Source organism: Massilia terrae (assembly GCF_024753145.1).
Classification (GTDB): Bacteria; Pseudomonadota; Gammaproteobacteria; order Burkholderiales; family Burkholderiaceae_D; genus Telluria; species Telluria terrae.
Genome location: NZ_JANUGU010000005.1, coordinates 26,834 through 50,988 on the forward strand (window position 1 = coordinate 26,834; position 24,155 = coordinate 50,988).

The window sequence follows — 24,155 nt, forward strand, 5'->3', positions numbered from 1 at the left end:
ACTATAACAGCGTTGGCACGTCCCTCGCTGAGCGTAGATGCTTACGGCTTTCGTCCCTGCACATGCTGTACGACACAATCAAGCGCTTCAGTGATCGCCGTACGAAACGCAGGCTTCTCTTCAATCGCGCTCTGCTCAATCCCTGAACCGATGACCGGTATGCGAATGCACGCACCAGGAATCAGGTCTGCTGCCATGGTGCGCAAGGTCTCCTTCAATGCCTCATCCGCGTGGTGGGACTGATAGGAAGGATTGAAGACCGCAACCGGCTTATAGGCGAAGCCGGGATGGCTCACGAGCCAATCCAGCGTGTTCTTGATCGTCCCGGTGACGCCGTGCGCATATTCCGGACTGGCTATCAGGATCGCGTCTGCCCCGGTAATCAGGTCGCGCAATTCCTGCACACCTTGTGGCGGATTGGCATCCAGATCAGGATTGAAAAGCGGCCAGCTTTTATGTCCCTCGTACACCTGAACATTGACGCTTTGTGGAGCAAGTGCCTGCGCTGCCAGAAGAAGTGCTGAACTCCAGGAGTTTGCTCTTTGACTTCCCGATAATGCCAGTAGCTGTAACTGCATGTGATAAGACGATCTTCAGGCGCCGGCGGCGGCGCGCACGCGCTGTCGCACGAAGTTGATGTGGCTGCGCAGCTCGTACAGCTGGTCGGCGAAGGCCAGAGGCACCGAGGTCTGGTTGACGCGCCGCTCGATGTCGTCGAGACGGCGCAGCAGGTTGGGCAGCACGGCCTCCTCGCCGCGGTGCGCCTCGAGCTCCTGCTCCACCGCGCGCAGCTGCCCATACCAGCGGTACACGCGCGAACGGATGCGCCACACGTACACCGGCGGCACCACCTTCGACAGCGGGATCAGCAGCGCCAGCAACGGCACCAGCACCACCCACATGCGCTCGAACAGGTTGGCCAGCCAGAAGCGCATGTAGCGCTGCAGGAATGGCGGGCCGTCGCGATAGAAGCGCGCCGCCTCGTGCGCCACAGGGATCTCGCTGTAGCGCGGCGTCGGGAACTGGCCCTGCTGCTGGAACCAGCCGGCGCCGCCGTGGATGTCGGTGGCGGCTTGCACGAACAGGTCGATCAGGGCCGGATGCAGGTCGTCGCGCGCGACCAGGGTGGCGGTCGGCGCGATCAGCTGGTAGTCGCGCGCCGGGATGTCGCGCCCGAGGTCGACGATCCCGCGCGGCAGCACCACGTGGGTCAGGAACGGCAGGCGTCGCGTGTAGGCCTCGGCCTGGGTGAAGTCGAACAGCTTGATGCCGGGCGTCTGCAGCAGCATCTGGATCAGCGGCGCTTCGGGCGCGGAGCTGAACACGAGGCCGTCGATGCTGCCGTCCAGCAGCGCCATCGTGGCCGGGGTGTTTTCCAGCGCGCTGATCTTCAGTTCGTTCGGCTCGACGCCGTTCACGTCCAGCACCTGCTTGAACAGGCGCGGCACGCCGGTGCCTTCCGGGCCGAGGTTGATGCGCAGGCCGCGCAGCTGGGTGAGATTGTCGACCTTGACCGAGTCGCGCAGGAACAGCCACACCGGCTCGGTGAACAGGCTGCCCAATGAGACCAGGCCGCGGTGCTGGGCCTGGGTCTCGTTGGTCGAGCCGCTTTGCACGAAGGCGATGTCGACCTTGCCGTCGACCAGGCGCTGCAGGTTGTCCTGCGAGCCGAGCGAGGGCACCAGCGTGACCTTGATGTCGTTCTTCGCCAGCGCCTTGGCGTACTGGCGGCCGAACTCTTCGTAGGCGCTGTTTTCCTGGCCGGTGGCCAGCACCACCTTGCGCGGCGGCGCGGGGTCGACCAGCAGCCAGGCCGCGACGCAGGCGATGATCACCAGCGCCACGGTCGGACCGAGGGCCACCAGCAGGTCGCGCAGCGACAGCGTGCTGAATTTGCGCACGTTGCTGATCACGCGCCGCATCGGCTGCATCGGCGCGCGCTAATCAAAACAACACATTCTTCGGTGCTTCCGGCGGATTGGCCGGAGGCTTGGCAGGCTGCTCGGCCTCGGAACCCTGGCGGGTGCGCGGGACGCGTTTGGGCGCGGTTCCGTTGGCCGGCTTGGCCGCGGCCTTCGCGGCCGCGCTGTCGGCCAGCGGGTGCTCCGCCTCGGCGCGCGCGGCGGCATGTTTCGGTGCTTCGCCCGACGGCTTCTTCGCGGCTTCCACCGGCGCAGCCGCTGGATGCTTGAGCGGCACCGTCACGTCGGCGGCAGCGGCCTTTGCCGCCGGTGCCGCTGCAGGCGCTGCCTTCGCCGCCGTGTCAGCCGGCGACGCAGACTGTGCCGCGGCCTCCGCCGTCACCGGCGCTTTCGGCGGCGCCACCACCGACAGCACCACATTGGCGTGCTGCGGCTCGATCATCGGCATCAGGCTCGGCGCCAGCGACACCAGCAGTTGCACCGGCAGCGCGCTGGTGAAGTCGTAGTTCTCCGACTCCGGCCCGTGCACATAGGCGATCATGGTGCCGAAGAAGCGCTCGCCGATGTTGAAGACGAAGGTCGCGGTGCGGTTCACGTAGCGCGACTCGATCAGGCGGCCGCCCGGCGCGAACACGTCGAAGCGCTGGTCGCCGGTGCCGGTCTTGCCGCCCACCGCGATCACGCTGCCGTCGGCCAGCTTGAACGCTTCCTTGGCGCGGCGCGCGGTGCCGTCCGATACCACGCCACGGATCGCGTCGAGCGTGGCGCGCGCGACGTCGGCCGACAGCACGCGTTCGCCGGCGCCTTGCGGCGCGTGCCCGACCAGCGTTTCATACGGCGTGCCGGCCGCGAAATGCATCGAATCGATGCGCTCCACCGGCTTCCTCACGCCGCCGTTGACCAGGATGCCCATCAGTTCGGCCAGCGCGGCCGGCCGGTCGGCCGAGGCGCCCAGCGTGGTCGCGTACGACGGCACCAGCGAGTCGAACGGGTAGCCCATCTTCTTCCACTGGGCGTGGATCTTGAGGAAGGCCTCGACTTCGATCAGGCCCGCGATGCGCTTGTCCTGCGCGTGCTTGCGGTGGGTCTTGAACAGCCAGGCATAGACTTCCTGGCGCTCCTTGACCGAAGCCTTGACCAGTTCGTCCCAGCCGGCCTTCGGATGGGTCGCCATATAACGCACCAGCCACAGTTCGAGCGGGTGGACCGAGGCCACGTAGCCGCGGTCGGCCAGCGACATGTTCTCCGGGTCGTAGGTTTCGTACATCTTGGCCAGCTTGTCCTGCTCGACCTCGTTCTTGTCCGGCACATTGGAATTGATGAAGGCGCCGAACTGCTGCAGCGTGCCTTCCGGATGGATGGTGCGGTACACCGCCGCCAGCCGCGAGGGCTTCGGATGCATGCCGGACAGGAGGATCTGCTCGTCCTCGGCCGCGGTGTGGCCCTTGTACTTGTTCCAGAACTTGGCGAGGAAGACCTGGCCCTCGCGGTCGGCGAAGCGCGCCAGGTATTCGGCGCGGCGCGGATCGTCGGCATCGGCCAGCAGCTGCGCGGAGGAGCCGGGCAGCTGGAACATGTAGTAGCGCACGACGTCGCGCATCAGGCGGATGAACAGCAGGTTGGTCGAGTTCTGCAGGCCCTGGCGCACGGTCAGGATGCGGCTGTCGTCCAGCTTGCTGAAGTTGTGGAACACGTGCAGGCCACCGCCGGTGAAGAAGGCTTCGCCCGGGCTGCCCGAATACTTGCGCTCCATCGCGGCGTTGAGCATCGGCGGCAGCGAGCGGTCGGCGTTCGGCGGCAAGGTGCGGAAGTAGTCGATCGCCCACTGCGTCAGGTGGTCGCGCGGGTCGACGTGGATCTTGGCCAGCTGCTCCTTGTCCAGCGGCTCCAGGCGCTCGTGCAGCTGGTCGAAGATGTCGAAATAGGTCACCAGGGTGCGCAGCTTGGAGGTCGAGCCGAGGTCGAGCTTGGCGCCCTCGTTGATGTCGAGCGGCTGGTCGAAGTTATCGGTCTGCACGCGCAGGTAGTTGGCGTCCTTGCCGCGCTCCATCAGGGTGAAGCTGTACACCACTTTGGCCGGGTCGCCGGCGCCGAGCATGCCCTTGCCGGTGAGGCCGGCATCAAGCGCCGCTTCCGCCGTCGACAGCTTGCGCAGCGCCGCCGTCACCGCTTTCTGCGCATCGGAATCGAGCGTGGTCTTGACCGACAGGTCGAGGCGGTCGACGTTGTACAGGCGCGGATCGCCCAGCAGGCCCGCCAGGTGGGTGCGCACCGCGTTGGCGGCCTTGCGCGAGACGAAGGCATTGGCCGGCATCGGCGCCACGCCGCTGGCCTGCGAGGGATGCAGTTTGATCTTGAGCGCGGCGTCGCGGATCTGCGGCGAGATCACGCCGGCCTGCGCCAGCACGCGCAGGTGGGCGTCGGTCAGGGTTTCGAGATCGTTCTGGCCGGCGCCAAGATAATAGGCCGGACGGCGCTGGGCGATGAACAGCGACAGCGCTTCCTTGTAGGCCGCCACGGCGTCCAGCGACCAGCGCGGCGACAGCAGTTCGCGGTTGACCGCGGCGAAGTCGCGGCCGTACCAGACCCACATGCCGTCGCCGATGCCGTTCACTTCGCCGTAGCCGACCTTGGCCGACAGCGGCACCGTGTTCAGGTATTCGAGCACGATGCGGCGGCGCGCGTCGGTGGTGTCCTCGCCGCCCTGGTAGGCGCGCAGGGTGGCCGAGGCCATCTGGCGCAGCTTGTCGCCCAGCGAGGCCGTGCGCCCTTCCGACGAGTGGCGGTATTTTTCGATCTGGGTGGCCAGCGTGCTGCCGCCGGCCACGCGTCCGCCGCCGCCCAGGCCGACGGAGTGGACGATCTTGTCGAACACCGCTTTCGAAAAACGGTCCCACTCGACCGCCGGATTGCGCTTCGGGTAGTCGGTATTGAGCAGCTCGCGGTTCTCGATGAACAGCAGGCTGCGCACCAGCAGCGGCGGCGCGTCGTTGAAGTGGCTGTAGATGCGCTCCGGGTAGCGCGCCTGGAACAGCATCTGGCCGTTGCGGTCGAGGATGTCGAGGCCGACGCGGGTCTTTTCCGGATAGATGGCGAACAGGCCCATGTCGGCCAGCTCCACCATCTGGGGCGAGATGCGCGCCTGGGCCTCGATCGCGTAGTGGTGCAGCTTGAGCTTGCCGAGATAGTCGGGCAGGTTGGCGTAGCCGAGCCGTTCGTCGTAGGGGCTGCCGGACGGGAAGCGGATCGCCTTGCTGGGGCCGGCCTCGACCCGGTAGCTCAGCTTCGTGGCCAGCTCGGAAAAGAAACGCGCCTGCAACGCCGAGCTGCGCATCTCCTGCCACACCAGCAGGCCGAAAATCAGCAGCAACAGCAGGAAGCCGGCCAGCACATAGCGGCCGAAGCGGGTCGGCTTCTTGCGCTCGGGCTTGGGCGGCGTGGGCTCGGGCGGCGGCGCCTCGGCGCCACCGGGAATCACCGACAGCTCGGGCTGGGGATATTTTTCTTGCGGAACCCCTTGCGCGGCGACGCCGGCCGCGGCCATGGCGGGCATGGGCTGGGGGAAGCCGAAGCGTGGGCGGAACAAGCGCGCAGCGCGCTCGACCATGCTGGGCCGTTCTGAACGGCGGTTACTTTCCATGATGGCTCAACCGGTGTGAATCAATATCCCTGCGAAGCTGTCATCGACTGCTCGCCGTTCATGCTCTGTTGACCGGTTCGACTGATCGATGACGCGCTAAGTTTCGCTGTGGCGGCAGTGTCGCGCGAGGCGACAATCTGCATGCCACTCGACACCATTCCACCACACCAATACGACATGCACGAAACACTCTTCAACAAAATTGCTGTTGATGTTTAATTTTCGCAAAAAAACAACGGCAGCGTAAGGTGTACGGCATGTGCGCCTACAAAGGTCGGTATTCCGCACCTACACGGTCGAGTTCATCACACATCGCGCCGAACGCCCGTTCGACTTGTTCGGGACTGCCCTTCACCCCCAGCTCGATGTGGCGGCGGGTGTTGGCGTCGCCCACGCTGGGCAGGCTGAACACGCGCACGCCGGGATAGCTGGCCTGAAGTCCTTCCATCAGCGGCGTCAGCGCGGCCTCGGCCTGTTCGTAGACGATCACGGCCAGCTCGGCGCGCGCCTCCTGGTGGAACAGGTCGGCGTAGCAGGTGTCCAGCACCCAGGCGATCATCGGCCACGCCATCACCGGGAAGCCCGGCACGAAATGGTGGCGCTCGACCGAGAAGCCGGCGATGCGGTTGTAGGGATTCGGGATCAGGCGCGCGCCCTGCGGGAACTCCGCCATCTTCAGGCGCTGCAGGTTTTCGGGCGCATGCAGGTCGGCCTCGCGCCCCGCTTCGCGCGCGGTTTCGCGGATGCGCTCCTCGATATGCGCGCGGCCCTCCGGATGCATCACCAGCGGCACGCCCAGCGCGGCGGCGGCGCACTGGCGCGTGTGGTCGTCCGGGGTGGCGCCGATGCCGCCGCAGGAGAACACGATATCGCTGCCGTCGAAGGTGCGGCGCAGGGTGGCCGTGATGCGCGCGCGGTCGTCGCCGATGAACTCGGCCCAGCCCAGCTGCAGGCCGCGCTCGGCGAGCAGTTCGACCACCTTGGGAAAGTGCTGGTCACGGCGGCGGCCGGAAAGGATTTCGTCGCCGATGATGATCAGGCCGATTGCCATGCGCGCTCCTGGACATTGTTCATGCGTCCAGTGTGCCACGAAACGCGGTGGCCGGCTGGCCCCGAATTAAGGCAGCGCGGGCGCTTCCTCGCGCAGCCGCGCCAGCGCTTCCAGGCAGTAATACTGGAACCACAGGCCGGTGAAAATGAAGATCACGATGTAGAGCCAGATCGACAGCACCGCCAGCACCGGGAACAGCACCACCGAGGCCACCGCGCCGCCGACCCAGGCGATGCCCGGCAGCGCGCCGGCGAAGCCCGACAGCGTGCCGATCGCCAGCAGCGCGCCGCGGTGGCGCCGCAGCAGCGCATGGCGCTCCTCAAGGCTGGCGTGCGCGGCCAGCGCGTCGTAGCTCATCACCTTGGCGGTCAGCCAGCCCCACAGCAGCGCCTGGACCACCAGCGCCAGCGGCGGGAAGGCCAGCAGCGGCAGCGAGACCAGCCACAGCACGGCGAACACGAGGATCGCGAACACGCTCACCAGCAGGCTGCCGATCATATTGCCGCCTTCCTTGCGTTCCAGCGTGGGGAACTGGCGCTGGCCGACGTGGCGCGCGATCGAGGGCATCGCCACCACGCCCATGAACACCAGCGACGTGATGATCATCAGCGGCAGGAGCAGCAGCATCGCGGCCAGCGGCACCACCATCGCCTTCAGCGCGGCCAGGCCGAGGAAGGCCAGCACGCTGCCGGAGATGCCGAAGGCGCCGTACTCGGCGAACATGCCGTGCAGCCAGTCGAGCAGCGGCTGCATGAAGGTGTACAGCAGGCCGAACCACAAGGCCACCGACAGCAGCAGCGGCAGCAGCGACAGCAGCATGATCTTGCCGCTGAACTGGGACCGGAAGGCGCGCCCCCAGGCGCGTGCGATCGCCCCCACCCTCAGGCCTTCCTGCGCCGCGAGAACTCGACCATGCGCACCAGGCCCAGCCACTGCTGGCGCCAGAAGCCGCGGCCATAGTCGCGGCCCGGCACGGTGTGGCCGGCGGCGTCCTGGCGCGGCAGCTGGTCGCGCACGCCGGTGTGGGCGAATTCATTGCTGAAGCGCGCGGTGCGGAACAGCATGTCCCACCACGGCAGCAGGATGCCGAAATTGCAGCCGCCCAGCGAGCCCTGCCCCTTCGATTCGTGGCCGATGCCGATCGCGTGGTGCAGGCGGTGGAAGCGCGGCGACACCAGCAGCCGCTCGCCCAGCCAGCCGAAATGGATGCGCACGTTGGCGTGCTGCAGGCTCTGGATCATGCGCGACACCGACACCAGCAGCACGAACTGGGCCGGCGCCACGCCGATCGCGAGCGCGATGATGGCGGTGTAGGTGTCGTTCAGCAGGTCGTCGAGCAGGTGGTTGCGATCGTCGGTCCACAGGTTCATATTGCGCTGGCTGTGGTGCAGGCTGTGCAGGCCCCACCACCAGCGCAGCTTGTGCTGGCCGCGGTGGAACCAGTAGCCGAAAAAGTCCAGCACCACAAGGTAGAGCAGGAAGCTGACCGTCGGCGACATGCCGGGCACCAGCTGCTCCAGGTTGAAGGGGTGCACGCCTTCCAGCCGCAGCATGCCCGCGATGTGGTCCATCAGCGGGTCGAGCGTGAAGAACACGGCTACCGAGAACAGGCCGGCGCGGCGGATCACGGTGTAGATGAAGTCGTTCCAGCGGGCGCGCCGGTCGTCGAACTGGTGCACCGGGATCATCGATTCGAGCGGGCGCAGCACCATGAACAGCAGCGCCAGCTCGCACAGGCCGGCGAGGAACCACTCGACGCCGTCGTAGGCGTCCTCGGTCCATTCGCCCAGGCCGGTCACGAACAGGACAGGCTCGACCACGGACTGGAACAGCCAGCCCTGGACCATGCCGAACCAATCGAGGAAATGCTGGATCATTTTGTCGCGTGTTCCTGGTAAGCGGGATGTTCTCTCATGGTAGCGAAACAGAAGCCTTTCTGCTCGAGGCCGTCGATCAGCGGCTCGAGGTCAGCCGGCGCCCACGGGTCCTTGCGCGACCAGATGCCCAGGTGCGCCATGAAGATGTCGCCATCCTTGAGATGATCGAGGGCGCGCTTGAGCAGCACCGTGTTCGGGAAGGCGTCGGACGAGGTCTCGTCGCCCGAGAAGCCGGCCTTGGCCCAGCCGACGTGGGCGTAGCCGCAGGATGCGGCGGCCGCCAGCACATTCGGCGACGTGTGGCCGCCGGGCGCGCGGAACAGCGGATCGAGGTGGCGGCCGGTGAGCTCGGCGAAGCGAGTATCGACGCGCTTGAGCTCATCGCAATACTCGGCCGCGGTCCAGGTCAGCTTGTGGCCGCCGTTGGCGCCGAACTGCGGCTTGACCACCATCTTGCCGCCGGGCAGGTCGCGCTGCCAGTAGACGTGGTCGAAGGTATGGGTGCCGAAGGCGTGGCCGTCGGCCACCAGCGATTTCCAGAACGGCGCCCAGGACGGATCCAGCGACCAGTCGCCGTTCACCGTCTTTTCATTCGCCAGGAAGAAGGTGGCCTTGATGTGGTGGCGACGCAGCGTGTTGGCGATGAACTGCGCCTGCGACTGGCTGCCGGTATCGAAGCTCAGGTAGATCGTGCCGCGGCAAGCCGCCGGGGCGGCCGCCAGCGCTACATTGCCTGAGGCCGCCAGCAGAACGGCGGCGACCGCGCGCCGCGCCTGCATCACTGCCTCGGCGCCGCGTTGGCGAAGAACACGCCGTGCGGCGACCGGCCCACAGGGATCAGCTTGGTCACCTTGCGGGTGGCGACGTCGATCACGGCGACCTTCTTAATCCAGCGCAGCGTGGCCCACAGGGTCTTGCCGTCGGAGGTCAGCTCCATGCAGTCGGGGCCGCCCGGCACATTGATCTGGCCGACGTTTTCCAGCGTGACGGTATCGATGATGTTGATCGAGTTCGACACGCGGTTCGAGACGAACATGTGGCGCTTGTCGCCCAGCGAACGGAAGTTGTGGGCGCCGTCGCCGGTCTTGATGCGCTTGACCGACTTCTGGGTACGCCAGTCGATTACCTCGACGTAGTCCGAACCCATGATGCCGACCATCAGGTACTTGTTATCCGGGGTCATGACGATCCCCGCCGGCAGTTTGCCGACCGACATGGTCCACTTGACGGTCTGCGTGTTCAGGTCGATCGCGCTGATCTGGTCGCTGCCCTGCTGGGTGATGAAGGCCAGCGTGCTGTCGGCGTTGAAGGCGATGTGGCTGGGCAGGCGCGGCAGCGCGATGCGCTTGGCCAGCGTCAGGTTGGCGCCGTCGTACTTGTAGACGTCCACGCGGTCCAGGCGCAGCGCGGCCGCCACGAACCATTTCTGGTTGGGCGAGAAGCCGATCTGGTAGGGATCGAGCACGTCGGTCAGCTTGCGCTGGATCTTGCCGGTGACAGGATCAAGGAAGATCAGCTCGTTGCCGACCGAACTGGCGACGATCAGGGACTTGTTGTCCGGGGTAGCCATCAAGTGGTGCGGCTCCTTGCCGACCGCAAAAGTGCCCTTGTCGGCGCCGGAGGCCTCGTCCAGCAGCTGCACGGTGGCGTCGCGCGAATTCAGGACCACGACGACATTTGCCTGGGCGGCCGGGATGGCGGCAATCAGGCACAAACTGGAAAGGACAAGCTTACGGAAACTGCGCAGCATAAAAAGATTCGTTGGCCCGAGGGATCAGAGTACATATTCTACGTGGAAATCGCGGACTGCGAGGGGGCCGGGCCGCAATTCTCCGCTTCGTCACAACAGAATGAAAAAAGCGTCAATGGACCCCTTGCAGGTCATGCACTACAATCGTCGTTCAATCTCAGCATCGAAGGAAAATCATGTCCCTTACCACCACCAATTCCGGCCTGCAGTATGAAGACACCGTCGTCGGCTCCGGCGCCGAGGCCAAGGCGGGCCAGTACGTCACCGTGCACTACACCGGCTGGCTGCGCAATGACGACGGCACCCCGGGCGCCAAATTCGATTCGAGCAAGGACCGTAACGACCCATTCGAGTTCCCGCTGGGCGCGGGCCACGTCATCAAGGGCTGGGACGAAGGCGTGCAGGGCATGAAGGTGGGCGGTTCGCGCCGCCTGGTCATCCCGGCCAGCCTGGGCTACGGCGCGCGCGGCGCCGGCGGCGTCATCCCGCCGAACGCCACCCTGATCTTCGACGTCGAGCTGCTGGGCGTCTGACCATGCGCGCCTTGTTCAAGCTGGGCGTGGCCGTTGCCGTCGCACCGATGCTGCATGGCTGCATGGTGATGACAGTGGGCGGCGCGGTGGTCGGCGGCGCGGTGACCGTGGCCTCGACCGCGGTGGATGCCGGCGTTGCGGTCGGCAAGGGCGCCTACAATGTGGCGACCTATCCGTTTTCCAGCAGCGACAAGGACGGCGAGAAGAAATAACAGCAAGTCAAAGTCAAATGGGGTTCCCGCGTGCGCGGGAACGACGGACAGTTTGTTTGCATAAGCTGACAGCTAGCAAAATTAGATACCGTCGTTCCCGCGAACGCGGGAACCCCATTTTGCGTGCAGACCGCAAATCGAGCGTTTCCTCTAATTTCATCCGCCAAGCGCTCCCCCTGGGCTAAGATGCAACTCTTTGCCCGACCACCCAGGAGCACTTATGAGTTTGCAGGACCAGTTCGCCCAGGCACAAATCGATTCGAAGAACCTGTCCGAACGCCCCGACAACATGACCCTGCTGAAGATCTACGCCCTGTACAAGCAGGCGGCAAACGGTGACGTCAGCGGCGAGCGCCCCGGCTTCACCGACATGATCGGCCGCGCCAAATTCGACGCCTGGGACCAGCTCAAGGGCACCAGCCAGGAAGACGCCATGCAGCAGTACGTCGACCTGATCGAAGAACTGAAAGGCTGATCAAGCCGCGCCAAACACCTTGCGCATATTCTGCGTCACCTTCGCCTCGATTGCCGAGGCGAAGGGCATCGCGAACAGCCCCAGCTTGATGCGCATCGCCGCCCGCTGATCGTCCAGCGTCAGCGCACCCTCCACGCCGCTGCGCGTGAACCGCAGCACGTCGCCGTCCCAGCGGCAACCCAGTCCGTATTCGCCTGCCAGCTTGTCCGCCACCTGCTGCGCCGCCGCGCGCGCCGCGTCCTTGCCCAGCGTGTGTTCCTGGACGATATGGATGTCCGCCATCGGCCCTGCCCTTCCTGTTCGCAAACGAAAAGCTGCAATGATGCCAGCCCCGTTGAGCGCTATCAATGCCAGATTTGTAAGGCGGCGGAGTATTTCCTATCGAACCACCGATCTGGAGGACCCGCATATGGAAGCACGCGCCCCGCAGCCGCACGATAATATCCCCGCCGAACATGAGCAGCCGCCGGTCGGCTTCGTCCCCACCCCGAGCGCGGCCTACCGGCGCCACCGCAAGGCCGCCAAGCTGCTCGACCAGCCCGGCCCGCCGCAAGCCCAGCCGACCGCCGACGTGCCCCTGCCCTATGCCTTCGGCGCGCGGGTGCTGATGTGGAAGCAGGATCCGTCCGTCACCGAACTCGGCACGCGCAAGGCTTTCTTGCCCGGCATCGTGCTGGCCGGCCCGCGCGACGCCCGCATCGTCTCGGGCGACGGCATCCCGCCGGTCAGCCCGAATGCCTTCGGCGATTTCGTCACCCAGCCGGACACGCCGCAGTTCGACGCCGTCCACACCTTCGCCGTGGTGCGCCAGACCCTGACCATGTACCAGCGCGCCCTGTCCTCCGCCGGCGCCGCCATGCCCCTGCCCTGGCAGTGGAACAGCAGCGCCGACACCACGCCGCTGCAGGTCTTCCCCTACGGCCTGCCGAACGTGATGAACGCTTTCTACAGCCGCTCGCAGGCCTGCCTCAGGTTCGGCGACTTCGTCCCCTCCGGCCAGCCGGACCGTATCTACACCTGCCGTTCCCTCGACATCGTGTCGCACGAAACCGGGCATGCGGTGCTGGACGGCCTCAAGCCGCTGTGGCTGATGTCCGACAATCCGCCGCAGACCGGCGGCCTGCACGAATCCTTCGGCGACCTGACCGCGATCTTCCTGGCCCTGTCCCAGCTCGACCAGTGCGAGGCGGTGATCGCGCAGACCAAGGCCAAGCTGCACGACAAGACCTTTTTATCCGACATCGCCGAACAGTTCGGCCTGGCCCTGGGCAGCACCACGGGCCTGCGCAACGCCGACAACGACCTGACCTTGTCGCAGGCCGGCACCGAGGTGCACGCGATCTCGCAGGTGTTCACCGGCGCGGTGTACGACATCCTGGCCGAGCTGTTCGCCTTCGAGCGCGCCCCAGCGCTGGAGGACGACGCCGCCGTGCTGCACCGGGTGGCCGCCTACCTGCGCGGCGTGGTGCTGCGCGCCCTGATCGCCGCGCCCGACAACGCCGCCAGCTACGCCGACGTGGCGAACGAGATGCTGCGCATCGTGGCCCAGGACGGCAAGCCGATCGACTATGCCAACCGCATCCGCAACGCCTTCGTCCTGCGCGAAGTGCTGGAATCGCCCGTGCCCCTGACCGAAGACCATGAACCATCGCTGCGCCTGTCGGCCAAGGTACGGGACGCGGCCGGCGCGGTGCAGGACCGGCGCGCCTGCTGCGGCACCATGAACCTGGCCGAGTATTACAAGCTCGAACACGTGCTCGATGCCGAAACCCAGGCGCTGGCGCGCTGGTGCGCCGAACATGGCCGCAGCGCCGCGGCCGGCGCGGACGCCCCAGCGGCCCAGTCCCGCCCCGGCCCCTTCGACGGCAGCCTGCCCGCCCCCGGCGGCAAGGATCCGGCGTGAAGATCCGGGCCACGGCGCGTGGCGGCCTGGCGGACGGCGCGAGCTGCTTCGAACTGGACACCGCCTGCGCCGCCAACGGTGCGGCCCTCGAATCCCTGCTGCGGCGCATCGATTTCTTCGGCGCCGCCCCCACCTGTGGCGTCGGCGCCGACATCCCGCGCTGGGACATCACGGTCGACGACGGCGCCCGTTGCCGCACCGTGAGCGTGCTGGAGGACGGCGCCTCGGGCGGCCCCGGCTGGCAACAACTGCTGCGACACTTGCGCAACGGCGCCTGAGCAACCCTGCTCCCCCGACCGCGTTAAATAGGGAAAAACCCCACGAAAAACAGATATTTCGTCATCAACAATGCGGAAGAGTCCTCATTTACTTATGTGTATTGTGTATAAGGCTGAATTGTGAGAACGGCGGAATTGCCCTAAAATACAGTGCTTTGCAAAAGAAGATAGCCGGGCCGCACTCGCTGCGACAAACGCCGGCGGCACCTCACCTCTGATAGGACTGTTATGACCCACGTTGTCACCGAATCGTGCATCCGCTGCCGTTACACTGACTGCGTCGATGTATGCCCGGTAGATTGTTTCCGGGAAGGCCCGAATTTCCTCGCGATTGACCCGGACGAATGCATCGACTGCGCCGTCTGCGTGGCCGAGTGCCCGGTGAACGCCATTTTCGCCGAGGAAGACGTGCCGTCGGACCAGCAGCAATTCATCAAGCTGAACGTCGAACTGGCGCGCGGATGGCCGTCGATCACCAAGACCAAGGCTGCCCTGCCCGACGCGGACGAGTGGAAAGACGTCAAGGACAAGCTGAACCAGCTGGCGCGCTGAGCCTGCCACCGGCGCCGGCGCCCCGGCACCCGCAGTGTGCATGACCCCGCCGCCGCGCGGCGCAAGCTGCCGCACCAATTCACACAACAGGAAGTAAGAGCATGACAATCAGTGCCACCCACGATGCGGGCAGCATCGCCCCCAACAGCTCGTTTGCCGGCGCCATCGATGCCGACGCCGTGATCATCGGCGCGGGTCCGGTCGGCCTGTTCCAGGTGTTCGAACTCGGCCTGCTCGAAATCAAGGCCCACGTGATCGACTCGCTGCCGGCCGTCGGCGGCCAATGCGTCGAACTGTATCCGGACAAGCCGATCTACGACATCCCGGCGGTGCCGGTCTGCACCGGCCAGGAGCTGACCGACAACCTGCTCAAGCAGATCGAACCGTTCGACCCGACCTTCCACCTCGGCCAGGAAGTGACCACCGTGCAGCGCCGCGAAGACGGCCGCTTCAACGTCGAGACCTCGATCGGCACCCGCTTCATCACCAAGACCATCTTCATCGCGGCCGGCGTCGGCTCGTTCCAGGCGCGCACCATCAAGGTGGACGGCATCGACAAGTTCGACAACAGCCAGCTGTTCTACCGCGTCAAGGATCCGGCACTGTTCGAAGGCAAGAACCTGGTGATCTGCGGCGGCGGCGACTCCGCGCTGGACTGGGCCCTGAACTTCGTCGGCAAGGCCGAATCCGTCGTGCTGGTGCACCGCCGCGAGGACTTCCGCGCCGCCCCGGCATCGGTGGCCAAGATGAAGGCCCTGTGCGACGAATACGAAATGCAGCTGATCACCGGCCAGGTCACCGGCTTCGACGAAAAGGACGGCGCGCTGTCCGAAGTGAAGGTCACCGGCGCCGACGGCGTCACCCGCCGCGTGCCGCTGGACATGCTGCTGGTGTTCTTCGGCCTGTCGCCGAAGCTCGGCCCGATCGCCGAGTGGGGCCTGGACATCGAGCGCCGCCAGCTGAAGGTCATGGACACCGAAAAGTTCGAGACCAACGTGCCGGGCATCTTCGCGGTGGGCGACATCAACACCTACCCGGGCAAGAAAAAGCTGATCCTGTCGGGCTTCCACGAAGCCGCGCTGGCCGCTTTCGGCGCCGCGCCCTACATCTTCCCGGACAAGAAGATCCACATGCAGTACACCACCACCTCGCCGAAGCTGCACAAGATCCTCGGCGTCGAAACCCCGGTGTTCGACTGAGTGCCGGCTTTTCCGCACAGCACAATGCCTCGCTTCTGCGAGGCATTTTTTTTTGCGTTGCCAGTTCGCTTATTGCCAGGCCGGCAGCGTGCCATCGCCCTGTCCCAGTGCGTTCCGTAAGTTGCGCGCCACGCCGACAGCCGGGTGCGGCGCTTTTCCTTTTTGTGTGGCGCACTGCACCAACGGTGGTCGCCAAATGGTGGTACAACAGCTGTCAGGAGGCACGAATTTTTCCCGAAGGATCAGGAGATTTTCCCAACCGAAATCAAATAACCCTATAATTGATCTAGATAAGTTCGCGCAAAAAAACCACGCGCGCAGTTCATACCGAAGGATTATTTATGCTTTACCAACTGCACGAGATGCAACGTTCCTTCTTGACGCCGTTGATGCAGTGGGCTGACGCTTCGTCCAAGCTGTTTTCGAATCCGGTCTCGCCTTTCGCACATACGCCGTTCTCGCAGAGGATCGCTGCAGGGTACGAACTGATGTACCGCCTCGGCAAGGAATACGACAAGCCGGCATTCGGCATCGACACCACCACCATCAATGGCGAACAGGTCGGCATCATGGAGCGCACCGTCGCGACCAAGCCCTTCTGCAAGCTGCTGCACTTCAAGAAAGACCTGGGTGACGCCAAGTTCAAGGCCCTCAAGCAGCCCAAGGTGCTGCTGGTGGCGCCGCTGTCCGGCCACCACGCCACGCTGCTGCGCGACACCGTACGCGGCCTGCTGCCGGAGCATGACGTCTACATCACCGACTGGACCGACGCCCGCATGGTGCCGCTGTCGGACGGACCGTTCCACCTGGACGACTACATCTACTACGTGCAGGACTTCATGCGCCAGCTGGCGCCGGACCTGCACGTGATCTCGGTGTGCCAGCCGACCGTGCCGGTGCTGGCCGCGATCTCGCTCATGGCCAGCAACAACGATCCGAAGCTGCCCAAGACCATGACCATGATGGGCGGCCCGATCGACCCACGCAAATCGCCGACGGCGGTGAACGACCTGGCCGTCGAAAAGCCCTACTCGTGGTTCGAGAACACCGTGATCTACTCGGTGCCGGGAAATTACCCGGGCTTCGGACGCAAGGTCTACCCGGGCTTCCTGCAGCATGCCGGCTTCATCGCGATGAACCCGGGCCGCCATGCGCAAAGCCATCGCGAGTTCTACCAGCACCTGGTGCGCGGCGACGACAGCTCGGCGGAAAGCCACCGCCAGTTCTACGACGAGTACAACGCCGTGCTGGACATGCCGGCCGAGTACTACCTGGACACCATCAAGACCGTGTTCCAGGAACACCGCCTGCCGAAAGGCACGTGGGAGGTCGGCGGCCAGCTGGTGCGCCCGCAGGACATCAAGACGGTGGCGCTGTTCACCGTCGAGGGCGAGCTCGACGACATTTCCGGCACCGGCCAGACCCAGGCCGCGCACGAGCTGTGCAGCGGTATTCCGGCGGAGATGCACCAGGACTTCGTGGCGCCGAAGTGCGGCCACTACGGCATCTTCTCGGGACGCCGCTGGCGCGAGCAGGTCTGCCCGCGGATTGGGGCCTTCATCAAGAAGTACTCCTGATCGAAATGAAAAATGCCGCAGACACTGCGGCATTTTTTTCACCCACCGTCGTCCCGGCGAAGGCCGGGATGACGGTCTTGGGGTCACGGGTTCACTGCCCCGACACCGCCTGCACAATCAAGCCCGTCCCAGCCGCTACCAGCACATAATCCGCCCCCACCTGCACCCAATGCTCGCCGCGCCCTGGCGCCCTGAGGTGATGCGAGCGCCAGTTGTCGACCACGTACTGGTGATTCCGGTAGCGCCCCGGCAAATGCCCGCCACGCCGCAAGTCATGGTCCGGCCCATAGCCGTCATAACCCGAATTGAAATCCGAGGTGCGTCCCCAGTTGCCCTGCGTGCGATCGCCCCGGTAGCGGTCATCGCGGCGGTCGTTCCGATACCGGTCATCGCGCCGGTCGCCTTGGTAACGGCTGTCGCGCCGTTCATCCCGATACCGGTTGTCGCGCCGGTCGTCCTGCTGATACCGCTCGTCGCCACGGTCATCACGCTGCACATAGCCGTTGCGGTCATTGCGGTCCTGGTAGCTGCGATCCTGCGCCAGTGCCGGAATCGTCGCGGACAGTGCCGCCGCCAGCAGTGCCGGAACGAAAATCTTCTTGTTCATGATGCCCTCCCCATGTCGGTAAGCTCGTGTTGTTTCAGTAGACCATCGAACGCCCTCCCAATCTGTTCGATGGAACACTTACTCCTGATAAGGTGACTTCGCCCCGGCAGCGCTTTTGACGGATAATGATGTCTTTCACATCCTTGTTTCGCCGTGACCAAGACGCTCGCCGACCAGATCGAAGACCTGCTGCCGCAGACCCAGTGCACCAAATGCGGCTACGCGGCCTGCCGCCCCTACGCGGAAGCGATCGCATCCGGCGAGGCCGGCATCAACCAGTGTCCGCCGGGCGGAATGGAAGGCGTGCGCCGGCTGTCGGCCCTGACTGGCCGGCCGGTCATCCCGATCAACCCCGTCAACGGCATCGAGCGCCCGCGCCCGGTCGCCTTCATCGACGAAGCGCTGTGCATCGGCTGCACCCTGTGCATCCAGGCCTGCCCGGTCGACGCGATCCTCGGCGCCGCCAAGCAGATGCACACCATCCTGCCCAGCCTGTGCACCGGCTGCGACCTGTGCGTGGCTCCCTGCCCGGTCGATTGCATCAGCATGATTCCGATCACCGGCGAACTGACCGGCTGGGCCGCGTGGTCGCAACAAGATGCCGACGCCGCGCGCGCGCGCCACGACTTCCGCAGCGAGCGCCTGAAACGCGAGAAGGACGAAAATGAGGCGCGCCTGGCCGCCAAGGCCATCGAGAAAATGCGCGCCGTGACGGCCGAAGAAAGCAACACGCCGGAAGAGCTGGCCGAAAAAGAGCGCAAGCGCGCCATCATCGCCGCCGCGATGGAACGCGCCCGCCAACGCGCCGCCGGAAGCCCGCCACCCGAGAAAAAGGACTGAACGTCGTTCCCGCGCAGGCGGGAACCCCATTTCGCGAGAGCAGCCGCGCAGATAAAAAGAATCCCGCCGCATGAACCCCGCCAAACGCCTCGAAATCTTCCGCCGCTTCCACGAAGCGAACCCGCACCCCACCACCGAACTGGAATACACGACCCCGTTCGAGCTGCTGATCGCGGTGCTGCTGTCCGCGCAATCCACCGACGTCGGCGTGAACAAGGCGACGCGCCGCCTGTACCCGGTAGCGAACACGCCGCAGAAGATCCTCGACCTCGGCATCGACGAACTGAAAAGCTATATCTCCACCATCGGCCTGTACAACACCAAGGCCAAGAACGTGATGGCGACCTGCCAGATCCTGGTCGACCAGTACGGCGGCGAAGTGCCGGAGTCGCGCGAAGCGCTGGAAGCGCTGCCAGGCGTTGGCCGCAAGACCGCCAACGTGGTGCTCAATACCGCCTTCGGCCAGCCGACCATGGCCGTCGATACGCACATCTTCCGCGTCTCCAACCGCACCAGGATCGCACCGGGCAAGAACGTCGACGAGGTCGAACAGAAGCTGCTGAAATTCGTGCCGAAGGAATACCTGCACGACGCCCACCACTGGCTGATCCTGCACGGCCGCTACACCTGCGTCGCGCGCACGCCGAAGTGCTGGAACTGCCTGATCGCCGACCTGTGTGAATACAAACAGAAGACGCCACCGCCGCCCGGCCTCCTGCCCGACATGCCGTACTGAGCGCTGGCGCCGGCTGCCGCGTTCATGTACGATCAGAAAGATTGGCCGCTAATTCAACCGAAAGTCGACATCGATGGGCGCACTGGGAATTTGCACGCTGGGCAGGGAAAACTGGGCTCAATTCAAGGCATTGCGCCTGAAAGCAATCGAAAGCGCGCCGTTCGCGCTGTGGCCGACATTCCAGGAAGAGAGCGCGCTGACGGCGGACCAGGTGCAGGCGCGCATCGAGCCGGGCCCTTACCAGATCGTGTTCGGCGCCTTCGACGGCGGCAAGCTGGTCGGCATCGCCGGCCTGCGCCGTGAAAAGCTGGAACAAATCTCGCACCGCGGCACCGTATGGGGCGTGGCGGTCGACCCGCAGCGGCGCAAGGAAGGCATCGGCAAGAAGGTGCTGCAGCGCCTGATCACCCACGCGCGCGATGAAGGCCTGCTGCAGATCCAGCTCGCCGTCGCGGTCGAGAACAAAGGCGCGCAAGCGCTGTACCGCTCACTCGGTTTCCAGTCCTTCGGCATCGAGCCGCGCGCGATGCGCGTGGGCGAGCACTTCTACGACGAAGAGCACATGGTGCTGCGGCTGGACGTGTGAGCTAAAAAAGCCCAAGCTTTTTTAGCATGCCAGGCAAAAACTGAGCGAGGAATACTGAGGTCACTACCCAGAAGAGGAGCCAGTTCTTCGCTTGCGCGATTTCCGTCCTCAATTCCTGCCGCACGCCGTTGATCGCAATCGTTAGCCTGGCTTCCACCCCGCTGATCTCCGTGCGGAGTTTGTTCTCGGAACTGTTGATCTCTGTACGCAGCTTGTTCTCGGTACCATTGATCTCGGTACGCAGCCTGTACTCTACACCCTCAATCTCGGCCCTCGTTTCGGCAACCTTCACCAGGATCTCGCCTTTTGCTTCTGCCAGATCCAGTTTGCTGGCGCACTGCGACCTCATCAAACCGACGTCATGTTCCAGCGTAAGAAGACGCTTCCCCGTGTGCTCCGACGATGCCTCCAGATTGGCGACACGCTCGTCCAGTTCGTTCATGGGCTCTCCTCCGTCATAAGTGGAGTTGACTGTCCCAGTATATCGCCACCCGGGAGCACCCGGTTCAACGCCCCTCACATCATCAAGCGGAACTAATTATCGTGGTCGCGCCCGCCGCGAATGATGCGCGCGCGATACGCCCATCCTTCACCTCATACACGCACAGCATCTCCAGCGTGCCGACACCTTCCGGGAAGTTGCGCGTGATGAGTTCGAGGTCGGTGACGAAACCGCCCATCACGGTGCGCGACAGCAGCCTGGCGTGCAGGTCCGGTTCGGCGAAGCGGATGGTATAGCGGGCACGCAGGTCCTCGTGCCCTTTGGCGATGCGCTCGCCGTGCAGCGTGAACTGCTCGGCGTCCGGCGCATAGGCGCGCATCAGCGCATCGAGGTCCTTGGCGTTGAAAGCGTCGAGCTGGGCCTGCACCACGGCGAGCGGGGAAGTACTGGTCATGGTTCGTTTACCGTCTGGTTGATAAAGGAACCAAACAGTTTATAACAAAACCAGGTTATCCCTGTGAATCAGCTCCGGTCCCTCGACGTAGCCGAGGATGGCCTCGATCTCGCTCGACGAGTGGCGCATGATCCGGCGCACTTCGCTGCCGGTGTAGTTGGTGAGGCCGCGCGCGATCGCCTTCCCGCTCTCGTCGAGGCAGGTGATCACTTCGCCGCGCCGGAACTTGCCATTCACCGCGATCACGCCGATCGGCAGCAGCGACTTGCCTTCCTGTGTCAGCTTCTGCACCGCGCCGGCGTCCAGCACCACTTCGCCCGAAGTATGCAGGTGATCGACCATCCACTGGCGGCGTGCGGTCAGGCGCGCCGTCGGCGCCGTCAGCTGGGTGCCGATCGGCTCGCCCTGTGCCAGACGCACCAGCGCGTCCTCCTCGCGGCCCCAGGCGATCACGGTATGTGCGCCGGAACGCGCCGCGCGCTTGGCCGCCAGCACCTTGGTCAGCATGCCGCCGCGCCCGATGCTGCTGCCGGCGCCGCCCGCCATCGCCTCCAGCGACTCGTCGCCGGCCTGCGCTTCCTCGATCAGGTAGGCCGCCGGGTCCTTGCGCGGATCGGCCGAATACAGCCCGCGCTGGTCGGTCAGGATCACCAGCGCGTCGGCCTCGATCAGGTTGGCCACCAGCGCGCCCAGCGTGTCGTTGTCGCCGAACTTGATCTCGTCGGTGACCACGGTGTCGTTTTCGTTGATGATCGGGACCACGCCCAGGCGCAGCAGCGTGGTGAGGGTGGAGCGCGCGTTGAGGTAGCGCTCGCGGTCGGCCAGGTCGGCGTGGGTGAGCAGCACCTGCGCGGTGCCGATGCCGTGCGCGCGGAAGCTGGTTTCGTAGATCTGCGCGAGGCCCATCTGGCCGACCGCCGCGCAGGCCTGCAGCTCGTGGATGTCGGTCGGGCGGGCGCTGAACTGCAGCCGCAGCATGCCCTCGGCGATCGCGCCGGACGAGACCAGCACGACTTCCTTGCCGAGCGCGCGCAGCGAAGCGATTTGCGCGGCCCAGCGCGCGATGGCGGAATGATCGAGGCCCCTGCCCTCGTTGGTGACGAGCGAGGAACCGACTTTGACGATGATGCGTGAAGCTTGCTGGATGACTGATTTCATGGAGACGCGATTTTCCCACGCGGGCGCAACGCCAACAGGGAAAGTCCCGCCAGCAGTTCGACTCCGCACACGGCCAATAATAACCCGGACGGCAGCCCGATCGCGAATGCCGCGACCAGCCGACCGGCAGGTTGAGCGAGGAGGAACAACGCGGTAACGTCGCCGAGCACCGCCGGGGCATCGGGTGCCGACGCCTTCAGTGCGAGATACGCGGTAGCCAGTCGGATACCCACGTAGATGGCGTAGAACTGGCTGTAGCCGTTCACGCCGACCAGGAACAGGCCCATGCCCGCGGCGAAGCGGTCAGGGTCGAGCATGGCCGCGAGCGCGGCCAGCGAGGATGCGATCGCGACCAGCTTGAGCAGCTGGCCGCGCAGCGCGGCACGAGACAGGATCACGGCCGCCACCTGCTTAGTCTTCGAGGATCTTGAAGCGCGGATCGTCCGGGTCGATCGACAGGATGCCCTGCGCCTCCTCGATCATCTGCGTCTCTTGCGCGCGGTGCTCCAGCGCGCGCGTCTCTTCAAGGTACTTGTAGATCGCGTTGACCAGGTCCTGGCAGCCTTCGCGGTTGAGCGCCGAAATCTCGAACACGGGGCCCTTCCACTGCATGCGCTTGATGAAGTCCTTCACGCGCTTGGCGCGTTCGTCTTCCGGCACCATGTCCAGCTTGTTCAGCACCAGCCAGCGCGGCTTGTTGACCAGCTCTTCGTCGTACTTCTGCAGCTCCTTGACCAGCGCCTTGGCTTCCTTCACCGGATCGACGGTCGCCTCGAACGGCGCCAGGTCGACGATGTGCAGCAGCAGGCCGGTGCGCGACAGGTGGCGCAGGAACTGGTGGCCCAGCCCGGCGCCTTCGGCCGCGCCTTCGATCAGGCCCGGGATGTCGGCGATCACGAAGCTCTTCTCGTGCGACACGCGCACCACGCCCAGGTTCGGGTGCAGCGTCGTGAACGGGTAGTCGGCGATCTTCGGGCGCGCGTTGGACACGGCCGTGATGAAGGTCGACTTGCCGGCGTTCGGCATGCCCAGCAGGCCGACGTCGGCCAGCACCTTCAGTTCCAGGCGCAGCTCGCGGCGCTCGCCGGCCTTGCCGTCGGTCTTCTGGCGCGGCGCGCGGTTGGTCGAGGTCTTGAAGTGGATGTTGCCCCAGCCGCCCTCGCCGCCCTTGGCCAGCAGCTCGGTCTGGCCGTGCTCGGTCAGGTCGGCGATCACCTCGCCGTTGACGTTGTCGACGATCAGGGTGCCGACCGGCATGCGCAGGTACACGTCCTCGGCGCCCTTGCCATAGCAGTCCGAGCCGCGGCCGGATTCGCCGTTGCGGGCGTGGTGGGTCTTCGAGTAGCGGAAGTCGACCAGGGTGTTGATGTTGCGGTCCGCCACGACAAAGATCGAGCCGCCCTTGCCGCCGTCGCCGCCGTCCGGTCCGCCAAACGGCCGGAACTTCTCGCGCCGGAACGACGCGCAGCCGTTGCCACCGTCGCCGGCAATGACTTCAATTCTTGCTTCGTCAATAAACTTCATGTGGTGACCGCCAAAAAAACTAAAGGCCCTGCGTGAGGGCAGAGCCTTGGATCAAAAGGCTTCCGCCTTTCAACATTGCGCTGCCGGGCAGCGCCTGCGTGCTTACGCCGCGACTGCTTCGTCGGCAATGACGGTCACGTACTGCTTCGAACCGACGCCTTGCTTGACGAATTTCACGGTGCCATTGACCAGCGCGAACAGGGTGTGATCCTTGCCCATGCCGACGTTGGTGCCCGGACGCACGGTGGTGCCGCGCTGGCGCACGATGATGCTGCCTGCGTTGATAGCCTGGCCGCCGTACATCTTCACGCCAAGGCGTTTGCTTTCTGAGTCACGGCCGTTGCGAGTAGTACCGCCGCCTTTTTTGTGTGCCATTTAGATGCTCCTTTGAATGACTGGGGGACCGGCGGCGATTAGCCGTTGATCGCAACCACTTGGATTTCGGTGTAGTTCTGGCGATGGCCCTGACGCTTCTGGTAGTGCTTACGACGGCGCATCTTGAAGATGCGAACCTTGTCGTGACGACCGTGCGACACAACAGTCACGCGAACCGAAGCACCTTCCACCAGCGGAGCACCAAACTTGATGCTCTCGCCCTCGCCTACTGCGAGAACCTGGTCGATAGTGAGTTCGGAACCAATGTCTGCCGGTATCTGTTCTACTTTGAGTTTTTCGCCAGCGACAACTTTATACTGCTTGCCACCGGTTTTTATGACCGCGTACATGATTTGAAACCTCATCAATTGTTTGAAAGAATCCCTCGGCGACGCGCGTCGAGACGTGGGCACATCCGGGGGAACACACGATTATACATGGAACCACCTGCCGGGTCAAAAGCA

Annotated in this window: 28 protein-coding genes; 11 read left to right on the forward strand and 17 right to left on the reverse strand. The window is 65.0% G+C overall.

Annotated features, from left to right (window positions below):
• Positions 1-41 precede the first annotated feature (41 nt).
• The 8 genes from NX778_RS15150 to NX778_RS15185 all read right to left on the reverse strand — a co-directional run bounded on the left by NX778_RS15150 (position 42) and on the right by NX778_RS15185 (position 10,240).
• Positions 42-578, reverse strand: a complete 537-nt coding sequence (locus NX778_RS15150) for an NADPH-dependent FMN reductase (protein WP_258812598.1) — start codon at positions 576-578, stop codon at positions 42-44.
• 15 nt (positions 579-593) lie between these two features.
• Positions 594-1,931 (reverse strand): TAXI family TRAP transporter solute-binding subunit, encoded by a 1,338-nt coding sequence (locus NX778_RS15155; protein ID WP_258812599.1) that lies wholly within the window; start codon positions 1,929-1,931, stop codon positions 594-596.
• Positions 1,932-1,944: 13 nt separating this feature from the next.
• On the reverse strand, positions 1,945-5,562 hold the full coding sequence (locus NX778_RS15160) for a transglycosylase domain-containing protein (RefSeq protein ID WP_258812600.1): 3,618 nt from the start codon (positions 5,560-5,562) through the stop codon (positions 1,945-1,947).
• A gap of 265 nt (positions 5,563-5,827) precedes the next feature.
• A complete protein-coding gene (locus NX778_RS15165; RefSeq protein WP_258812601.1) occupies positions 5,828-6,613 on the reverse strand; it encodes a competence/damage-inducible protein A in 786 nt (261 codons plus the stop codon).
• A 66-nt stretch (positions 6,614-6,679) separates the two neighbouring features.
• The gene (locus tag NX778_RS15170; protein ID WP_258812602.1) at positions 6,680-7,492 is read right to left on the reverse strand and encodes an EI24 domain-containing protein; all 813 of its coding nucleotides are present in this window, start codon (positions 7,490-7,492) and stop codon (positions 6,680-6,682) included.
• 2 nt (positions 7,493-7,494) lie between these two features.
• Positions 7,495-8,490 (reverse strand): sterol desaturase family protein, encoded by a 996-nt coding sequence (locus NX778_RS15175; RefSeq protein WP_258812603.1) that lies wholly within the window; start codon positions 8,488-8,490, stop codon positions 7,495-7,497.
• The gene (locus NX778_RS15180) at positions 8,487-9,269 is read right to left on the reverse strand and encodes a polysaccharide deacetylase family protein (RefSeq protein ID WP_258812604.1); all 783 of its coding nucleotides are present in this window, start codon (positions 9,267-9,269) and stop codon (positions 8,487-8,489) included. The genes NX778_RS15175 and NX778_RS15180 overlap by 4 nt, the downstream gene beginning before the upstream one ends.
• Positions 9,269-10,240, reverse strand: coding sequence for a YVTN family beta-propeller repeat protein (locus NX778_RS15185; protein WP_258812605.1), 972 nt, complete (start codon positions 10,238-10,240; stop codon positions 9,269-9,271). The genes NX778_RS15180 and NX778_RS15185 overlap by 1 nt, the downstream gene beginning before the upstream one ends.
• Before the next feature lie 176 nt (positions 10,241-10,416).
• On the opposite strand from NX778_RS15185, the gene NX778_RS15190 reads away from it, so the two are divergent.
• The 3 genes from NX778_RS15190 (at position 10,417) to NX778_RS15200 (ending at position 11,460) form a co-directional block, all read left to right on the forward strand.
• Positions 10,417-10,773 carry an FKBP-type peptidyl-prolyl cis-trans isomerase gene (locus NX778_RS15190; RefSeq protein WP_258812606.1) on the forward strand — a complete coding sequence of 119 codons (357 nt, stop codon included), beginning with the start codon at positions 10,417-10,419 and terminating at the stop codon, positions 10,771-10,773.
• A 2-nt stretch (positions 10,774-10,775) separates the two neighbouring features.
• Positions 10,776-10,985, forward strand: coding sequence for a hypothetical protein (locus NX778_RS15195; protein ID WP_258812607.1), 210 nt, complete (start codon positions 10,776-10,778; stop codon positions 10,983-10,985).
• Positions 10,986-11,205: 220 nt separating this feature from the next.
• Positions 11,206-11,460: an acyl-CoA-binding protein gene (locus NX778_RS15200; RefSeq protein ID WP_258812608.1), complete on the forward strand. Its 255-nt coding sequence runs from the start codon at positions 11,206-11,208 to the stop codon at positions 11,458-11,460.
• Here the strand turns inward: NX778_RS15200 and NX778_RS15205 are convergent, their stop codons facing one another.
• The gene (locus NX778_RS15205) at positions 11,461-11,742 is read right to left on the reverse strand and encodes a polyhydroxyalkanoic acid system family protein (RefSeq protein WP_258812609.1); all 282 of its coding nucleotides are present in this window, start codon (positions 11,740-11,742) and stop codon (positions 11,461-11,463) included.
• A gap of 127 nt (positions 11,743-11,869) precedes the next feature.
• On the opposite strand from NX778_RS15205, the gene NX778_RS15210 reads away from it, so the two are divergent.
• The 5 genes from NX778_RS15210 to NX778_RS15230 all read left to right on the forward strand — a co-directional run bounded on the left by NX778_RS15210 (position 11,870) and on the right by NX778_RS15230 (position 16,969).
• A complete protein-coding gene (locus NX778_RS15210) occupies positions 11,870-13,363 on the forward strand; it encodes a gluzincin family metallopeptidase (protein WP_258812610.1) in 1,494 nt (497 codons plus the stop codon).
• On the forward strand, positions 13,360-13,641 hold the full coding sequence (locus tag NX778_RS15215) for a hypothetical protein (protein WP_258812611.1): 282 nt from the start codon (positions 13,360-13,362) through the stop codon (positions 13,639-13,641). The genes NX778_RS15210 and NX778_RS15215 overlap by 4 nt, the downstream gene beginning before the upstream one ends.
• Positions 13,642-13,869: 228 nt before the next feature.
• Complete coding sequence (gene fdxA, locus NX778_RS15220) at positions 13,870-14,193, forward strand: ferredoxin FdxA (RefSeq protein WP_258812612.1); 324 nt, start codon at positions 13,870-13,872, stop codon at positions 14,191-14,193.
• A 101-nt stretch (positions 14,194-14,294) separates the two neighbouring features.
• Complete coding sequence (locus NX778_RS15225; RefSeq protein ID WP_258812613.1) at positions 14,295-15,392, forward strand: NAD(P)/FAD-dependent oxidoreductase; 1,098 nt, start codon at positions 14,295-14,297, stop codon at positions 15,390-15,392.
• 341 nt (positions 15,393-15,733) lie between these two features.
• Positions 15,734-16,969, forward strand: a complete 1,236-nt coding sequence (locus NX778_RS15230) for a polyhydroxyalkanoate depolymerase (RefSeq protein WP_258812614.1) — start codon at positions 15,734-15,736, stop codon at positions 16,967-16,969.
• 91 nt (positions 16,970-17,060) lie between these two features.
• On the opposite strand, the gene NX778_RS15235 is transcribed toward NX778_RS15230, so the two are convergent.
• Complete coding sequence (locus NX778_RS15235; RefSeq protein ID WP_258812615.1) at positions 17,061-17,576, reverse strand: RcnB family protein; 516 nt, start codon at positions 17,574-17,576, stop codon at positions 17,061-17,063.
• A 153-nt stretch (positions 17,577-17,729) separates the two neighbouring features.
• Here NX778_RS15235 and rsxB point away from each other — a divergent pair, with 153 nt between their 5' ends.
• The 3 genes from rsxB (at position 17,730) to NX778_RS15250 (ending at position 19,738) form a co-directional block, all read left to right on the forward strand.
• On the forward strand, positions 17,730-18,416 hold the full coding sequence (gene rsxB / locus NX778_RS15240) for an electron transport complex subunit RsxB (protein WP_258812616.1): 687 nt from the start codon (positions 17,730-17,732) through the stop codon (positions 18,414-18,416).
• Between the two features lie 70 nt (positions 18,417-18,486).
• Positions 18,487-19,152 carry an endonuclease III gene (gene nth / locus NX778_RS15245; RefSeq protein WP_258812617.1) on the forward strand — a complete coding sequence of 222 codons (666 nt, stop codon included), beginning with the start codon at positions 18,487-18,489 and terminating at the stop codon, positions 19,150-19,152.
• Positions 19,153-19,225: 73 nt separating this feature from the next.
• Positions 19,226-19,738 (forward strand): GNAT family N-acetyltransferase, encoded by a 513-nt coding sequence (locus NX778_RS15250; protein ID WP_258812618.1) that lies wholly within the window; start codon positions 19,226-19,228, stop codon positions 19,736-19,738.
• A 1-nt stretch (position 19,739) separates the two neighbouring features.
• On the opposite strand, the gene NX778_RS15255 is transcribed toward NX778_RS15250, so the two are convergent.
• The 7 genes from NX778_RS15255 to rplU form a co-directional block, all read right to left on the reverse strand.
• Entirely contained in the window at positions 19,740-20,180 is a 441-nt protein-coding gene (locus NX778_RS15255; RefSeq protein ID WP_258812619.1) for a hypothetical protein, read from the reverse strand.
• Between the two features lie 82 nt (positions 20,181-20,262).
• The gene (locus tag NX778_RS15260; protein ID WP_258812620.1) at positions 20,263-20,634 is read right to left on the reverse strand and encodes a nuclear transport factor 2 family protein; all 372 of its coding nucleotides are present in this window, start codon (positions 20,632-20,634) and stop codon (positions 20,263-20,265) included.
• Between the two features lie 39 nt (positions 20,635-20,673).
• The gene (gene proB, locus NX778_RS15265; RefSeq protein ID WP_258812621.1) at positions 20,674-21,792 is read right to left on the reverse strand and encodes a glutamate 5-kinase; all 1,119 of its coding nucleotides are present in this window, start codon (positions 21,790-21,792) and stop codon (positions 20,674-20,676) included.
• Positions 21,789-22,199, reverse strand: a complete 411-nt coding sequence (locus tag NX778_RS15270) for a hypothetical protein (RefSeq protein WP_258812622.1) — start codon at positions 22,197-22,199, stop codon at positions 21,789-21,791. The genes proB and NX778_RS15270 overlap by 4 nt, the downstream gene beginning before the upstream one ends.
• Before the next feature lie 4 nt (positions 22,200-22,203).
• Positions 22,204-23,316, reverse strand: a complete 1,113-nt coding sequence (gene cgtA, locus NX778_RS15275) for an Obg family GTPase CgtA (RefSeq protein ID WP_258812623.1) — start codon at positions 23,314-23,316, stop codon at positions 22,204-22,206.
• Between the two features lie 102 nt (positions 23,317-23,418).
• Positions 23,419-23,691 carry a 50S ribosomal protein L27 gene (rpmA, locus tag NX778_RS15280; RefSeq protein ID WP_258812624.1) on the reverse strand — a complete coding sequence of 91 codons (273 nt, stop codon included), beginning with the start codon at positions 23,689-23,691 and terminating at the stop codon, positions 23,419-23,421.
• A gap of 38 nt (positions 23,692-23,729) precedes the next feature.
• Positions 23,730-24,041 (reverse strand): 50S ribosomal protein L21, encoded by a 312-nt coding sequence (rplU, locus tag NX778_RS15285; protein ID WP_036230184.1) that lies wholly within the window; start codon positions 24,039-24,041, stop codon positions 23,730-23,732.
• Positions 24,042-24,155 lie beyond the last annotated feature (114 nt).

Coding starts and splice junctions, on each gene's coding strand:
- NX778_RS15165 (WP_258812601.1), bottom strand. CDS start 6,613: ATGGCAATCGGCCTGATCATCATCGGCGACGAAATCCTTTCCGGCCGC.
- proB (WP_258812621.1), bottom strand. CDS start 21,792: ATGAAATCAGTCATCCAGCAAGCTTCACGCATCATCGTCAAAGTCGGT.
- NX778_RS15205 (WP_258812609.1), bottom strand. CDS start 11,742: ATGGCGGACATCCATATCGTCCAGGAACACACGCTGGGCAAGGACGCG.
- NX778_RS15155 (WP_258812599.1), bottom strand. CDS start 1,931: ATGCAGCCGATGCGGCGCGTGATCAGCAACGTGCGCAAATTCAGCACG.
- rplU (WP_036230184.1), bottom strand. CDS start 24,041: ATGTACGCGGTCATAAAAACCGGTGGCAAGCAGTATAAAGTTGTCGCT.
- NX778_RS15255 (WP_258812619.1), bottom strand. CDS start 20,180: ATGAACGAACTGGACGAGCGTGTCGCCAATCTGGAGGCATCGTCGGAG.
- NX778_RS15150 (WP_258812598.1), bottom strand. CDS start 578: ATGCAGTTACAGCTACTGGCATTATCGGGAAGTCAAAGAGCAAACTCC.
- cgtA (WP_258812623.1), bottom strand. CDS start 23,316: ATGAAGTTTATTGACGAAGCAAGAATTGAAGTCATTGCCGGCGACGGT.
- NX778_RS15250 (WP_258812618.1), top strand. CDS start 19,226: ATGGGCGCACTGGGAATTTGCACGCTGGGCAGGGAAAACTGGGCTCAA.
- NX778_RS15210 (WP_258812610.1), top strand. CDS start 11,870: ATGGAAGCACGCGCCCCGCAGCCGCACGATAATATCCCCGCCGAACAT.
- NX778_RS15160 (WP_258812600.1), bottom strand. CDS start 5,562: ATGGAAAGTAACCGCCGTTCAGAACGGCCCAGCATGGTCGAGCGCGCT.
- NX778_RS15195 (WP_258812607.1), top strand. CDS start 10,776: ATGCGCGCCTTGTTCAAGCTGGGCGTGGCCGTTGCCGTCGCACCGATG.
- NX778_RS15200 (WP_258812608.1), top strand. CDS start 11,206: ATGAGTTTGCAGGACCAGTTCGCCCAGGCACAAATCGATTCGAAGAAC.
- NX778_RS15190 (WP_258812606.1), top strand. CDS start 10,417: ATGTCCCTTACCACCACCAATTCCGGCCTGCAGTATGAAGACACCGTC.
- nth (WP_258812617.1), top strand. CDS start 18,487: ATGAACCCCGCCAAACGCCTCGAAATCTTCCGCCGCTTCCACGAAGCG.
- NX778_RS15235 (WP_258812615.1), bottom strand. CDS start 17,576: ATGAACAAGAAGATTTTCGTTCCGGCACTGCTGGCGGCGGCACTGTCC.
- fdxA (WP_258812612.1), top strand. CDS start 13,870: ATGACCCACGTTGTCACCGAATCGTGCATCCGCTGCCGTTACACTGAC.
- rpmA (WP_258812624.1), bottom strand. CDS start 23,691: ATGGCACACAAAAAAGGCGGCGGTACTACTCGCAACGGCCGTGACTCA.
- NX778_RS15260 (WP_258812620.1), bottom strand. CDS start 20,634: ATGACCAGTACTTCCCCGCTCGCCGTGGTGCAGGCCCAGCTCGACGCT.
- NX778_RS15185 (WP_258812605.1), bottom strand. CDS start 10,240: ATGCTGCGCAGTTTCCGTAAGCTTGTCCTTTCCAGTTTGTGCCTGATT.
- NX778_RS15230 (WP_258812614.1), top strand. CDS start 15,734: ATGCTTTACCAACTGCACGAGATGCAACGTTCCTTCTTGACGCCGTTG.
- NX778_RS15225 (WP_258812613.1), top strand. CDS start 14,295: ATGACAATCAGTGCCACCCACGATGCGGGCAGCATCGCCCCCAACAGC.
- NX778_RS15180 (WP_258812604.1), bottom strand. CDS start 9,269: ATGCAGGCGCGGCGCGCGGTCGCCGCCGTTCTGCTGGCGGCCTCAGGC.
- NX778_RS15175 (WP_258812603.1), bottom strand. CDS start 8,490: ATGATCCAGCATTTCCTCGATTGGTTCGGCATGGTCCAGGGCTGGCTG.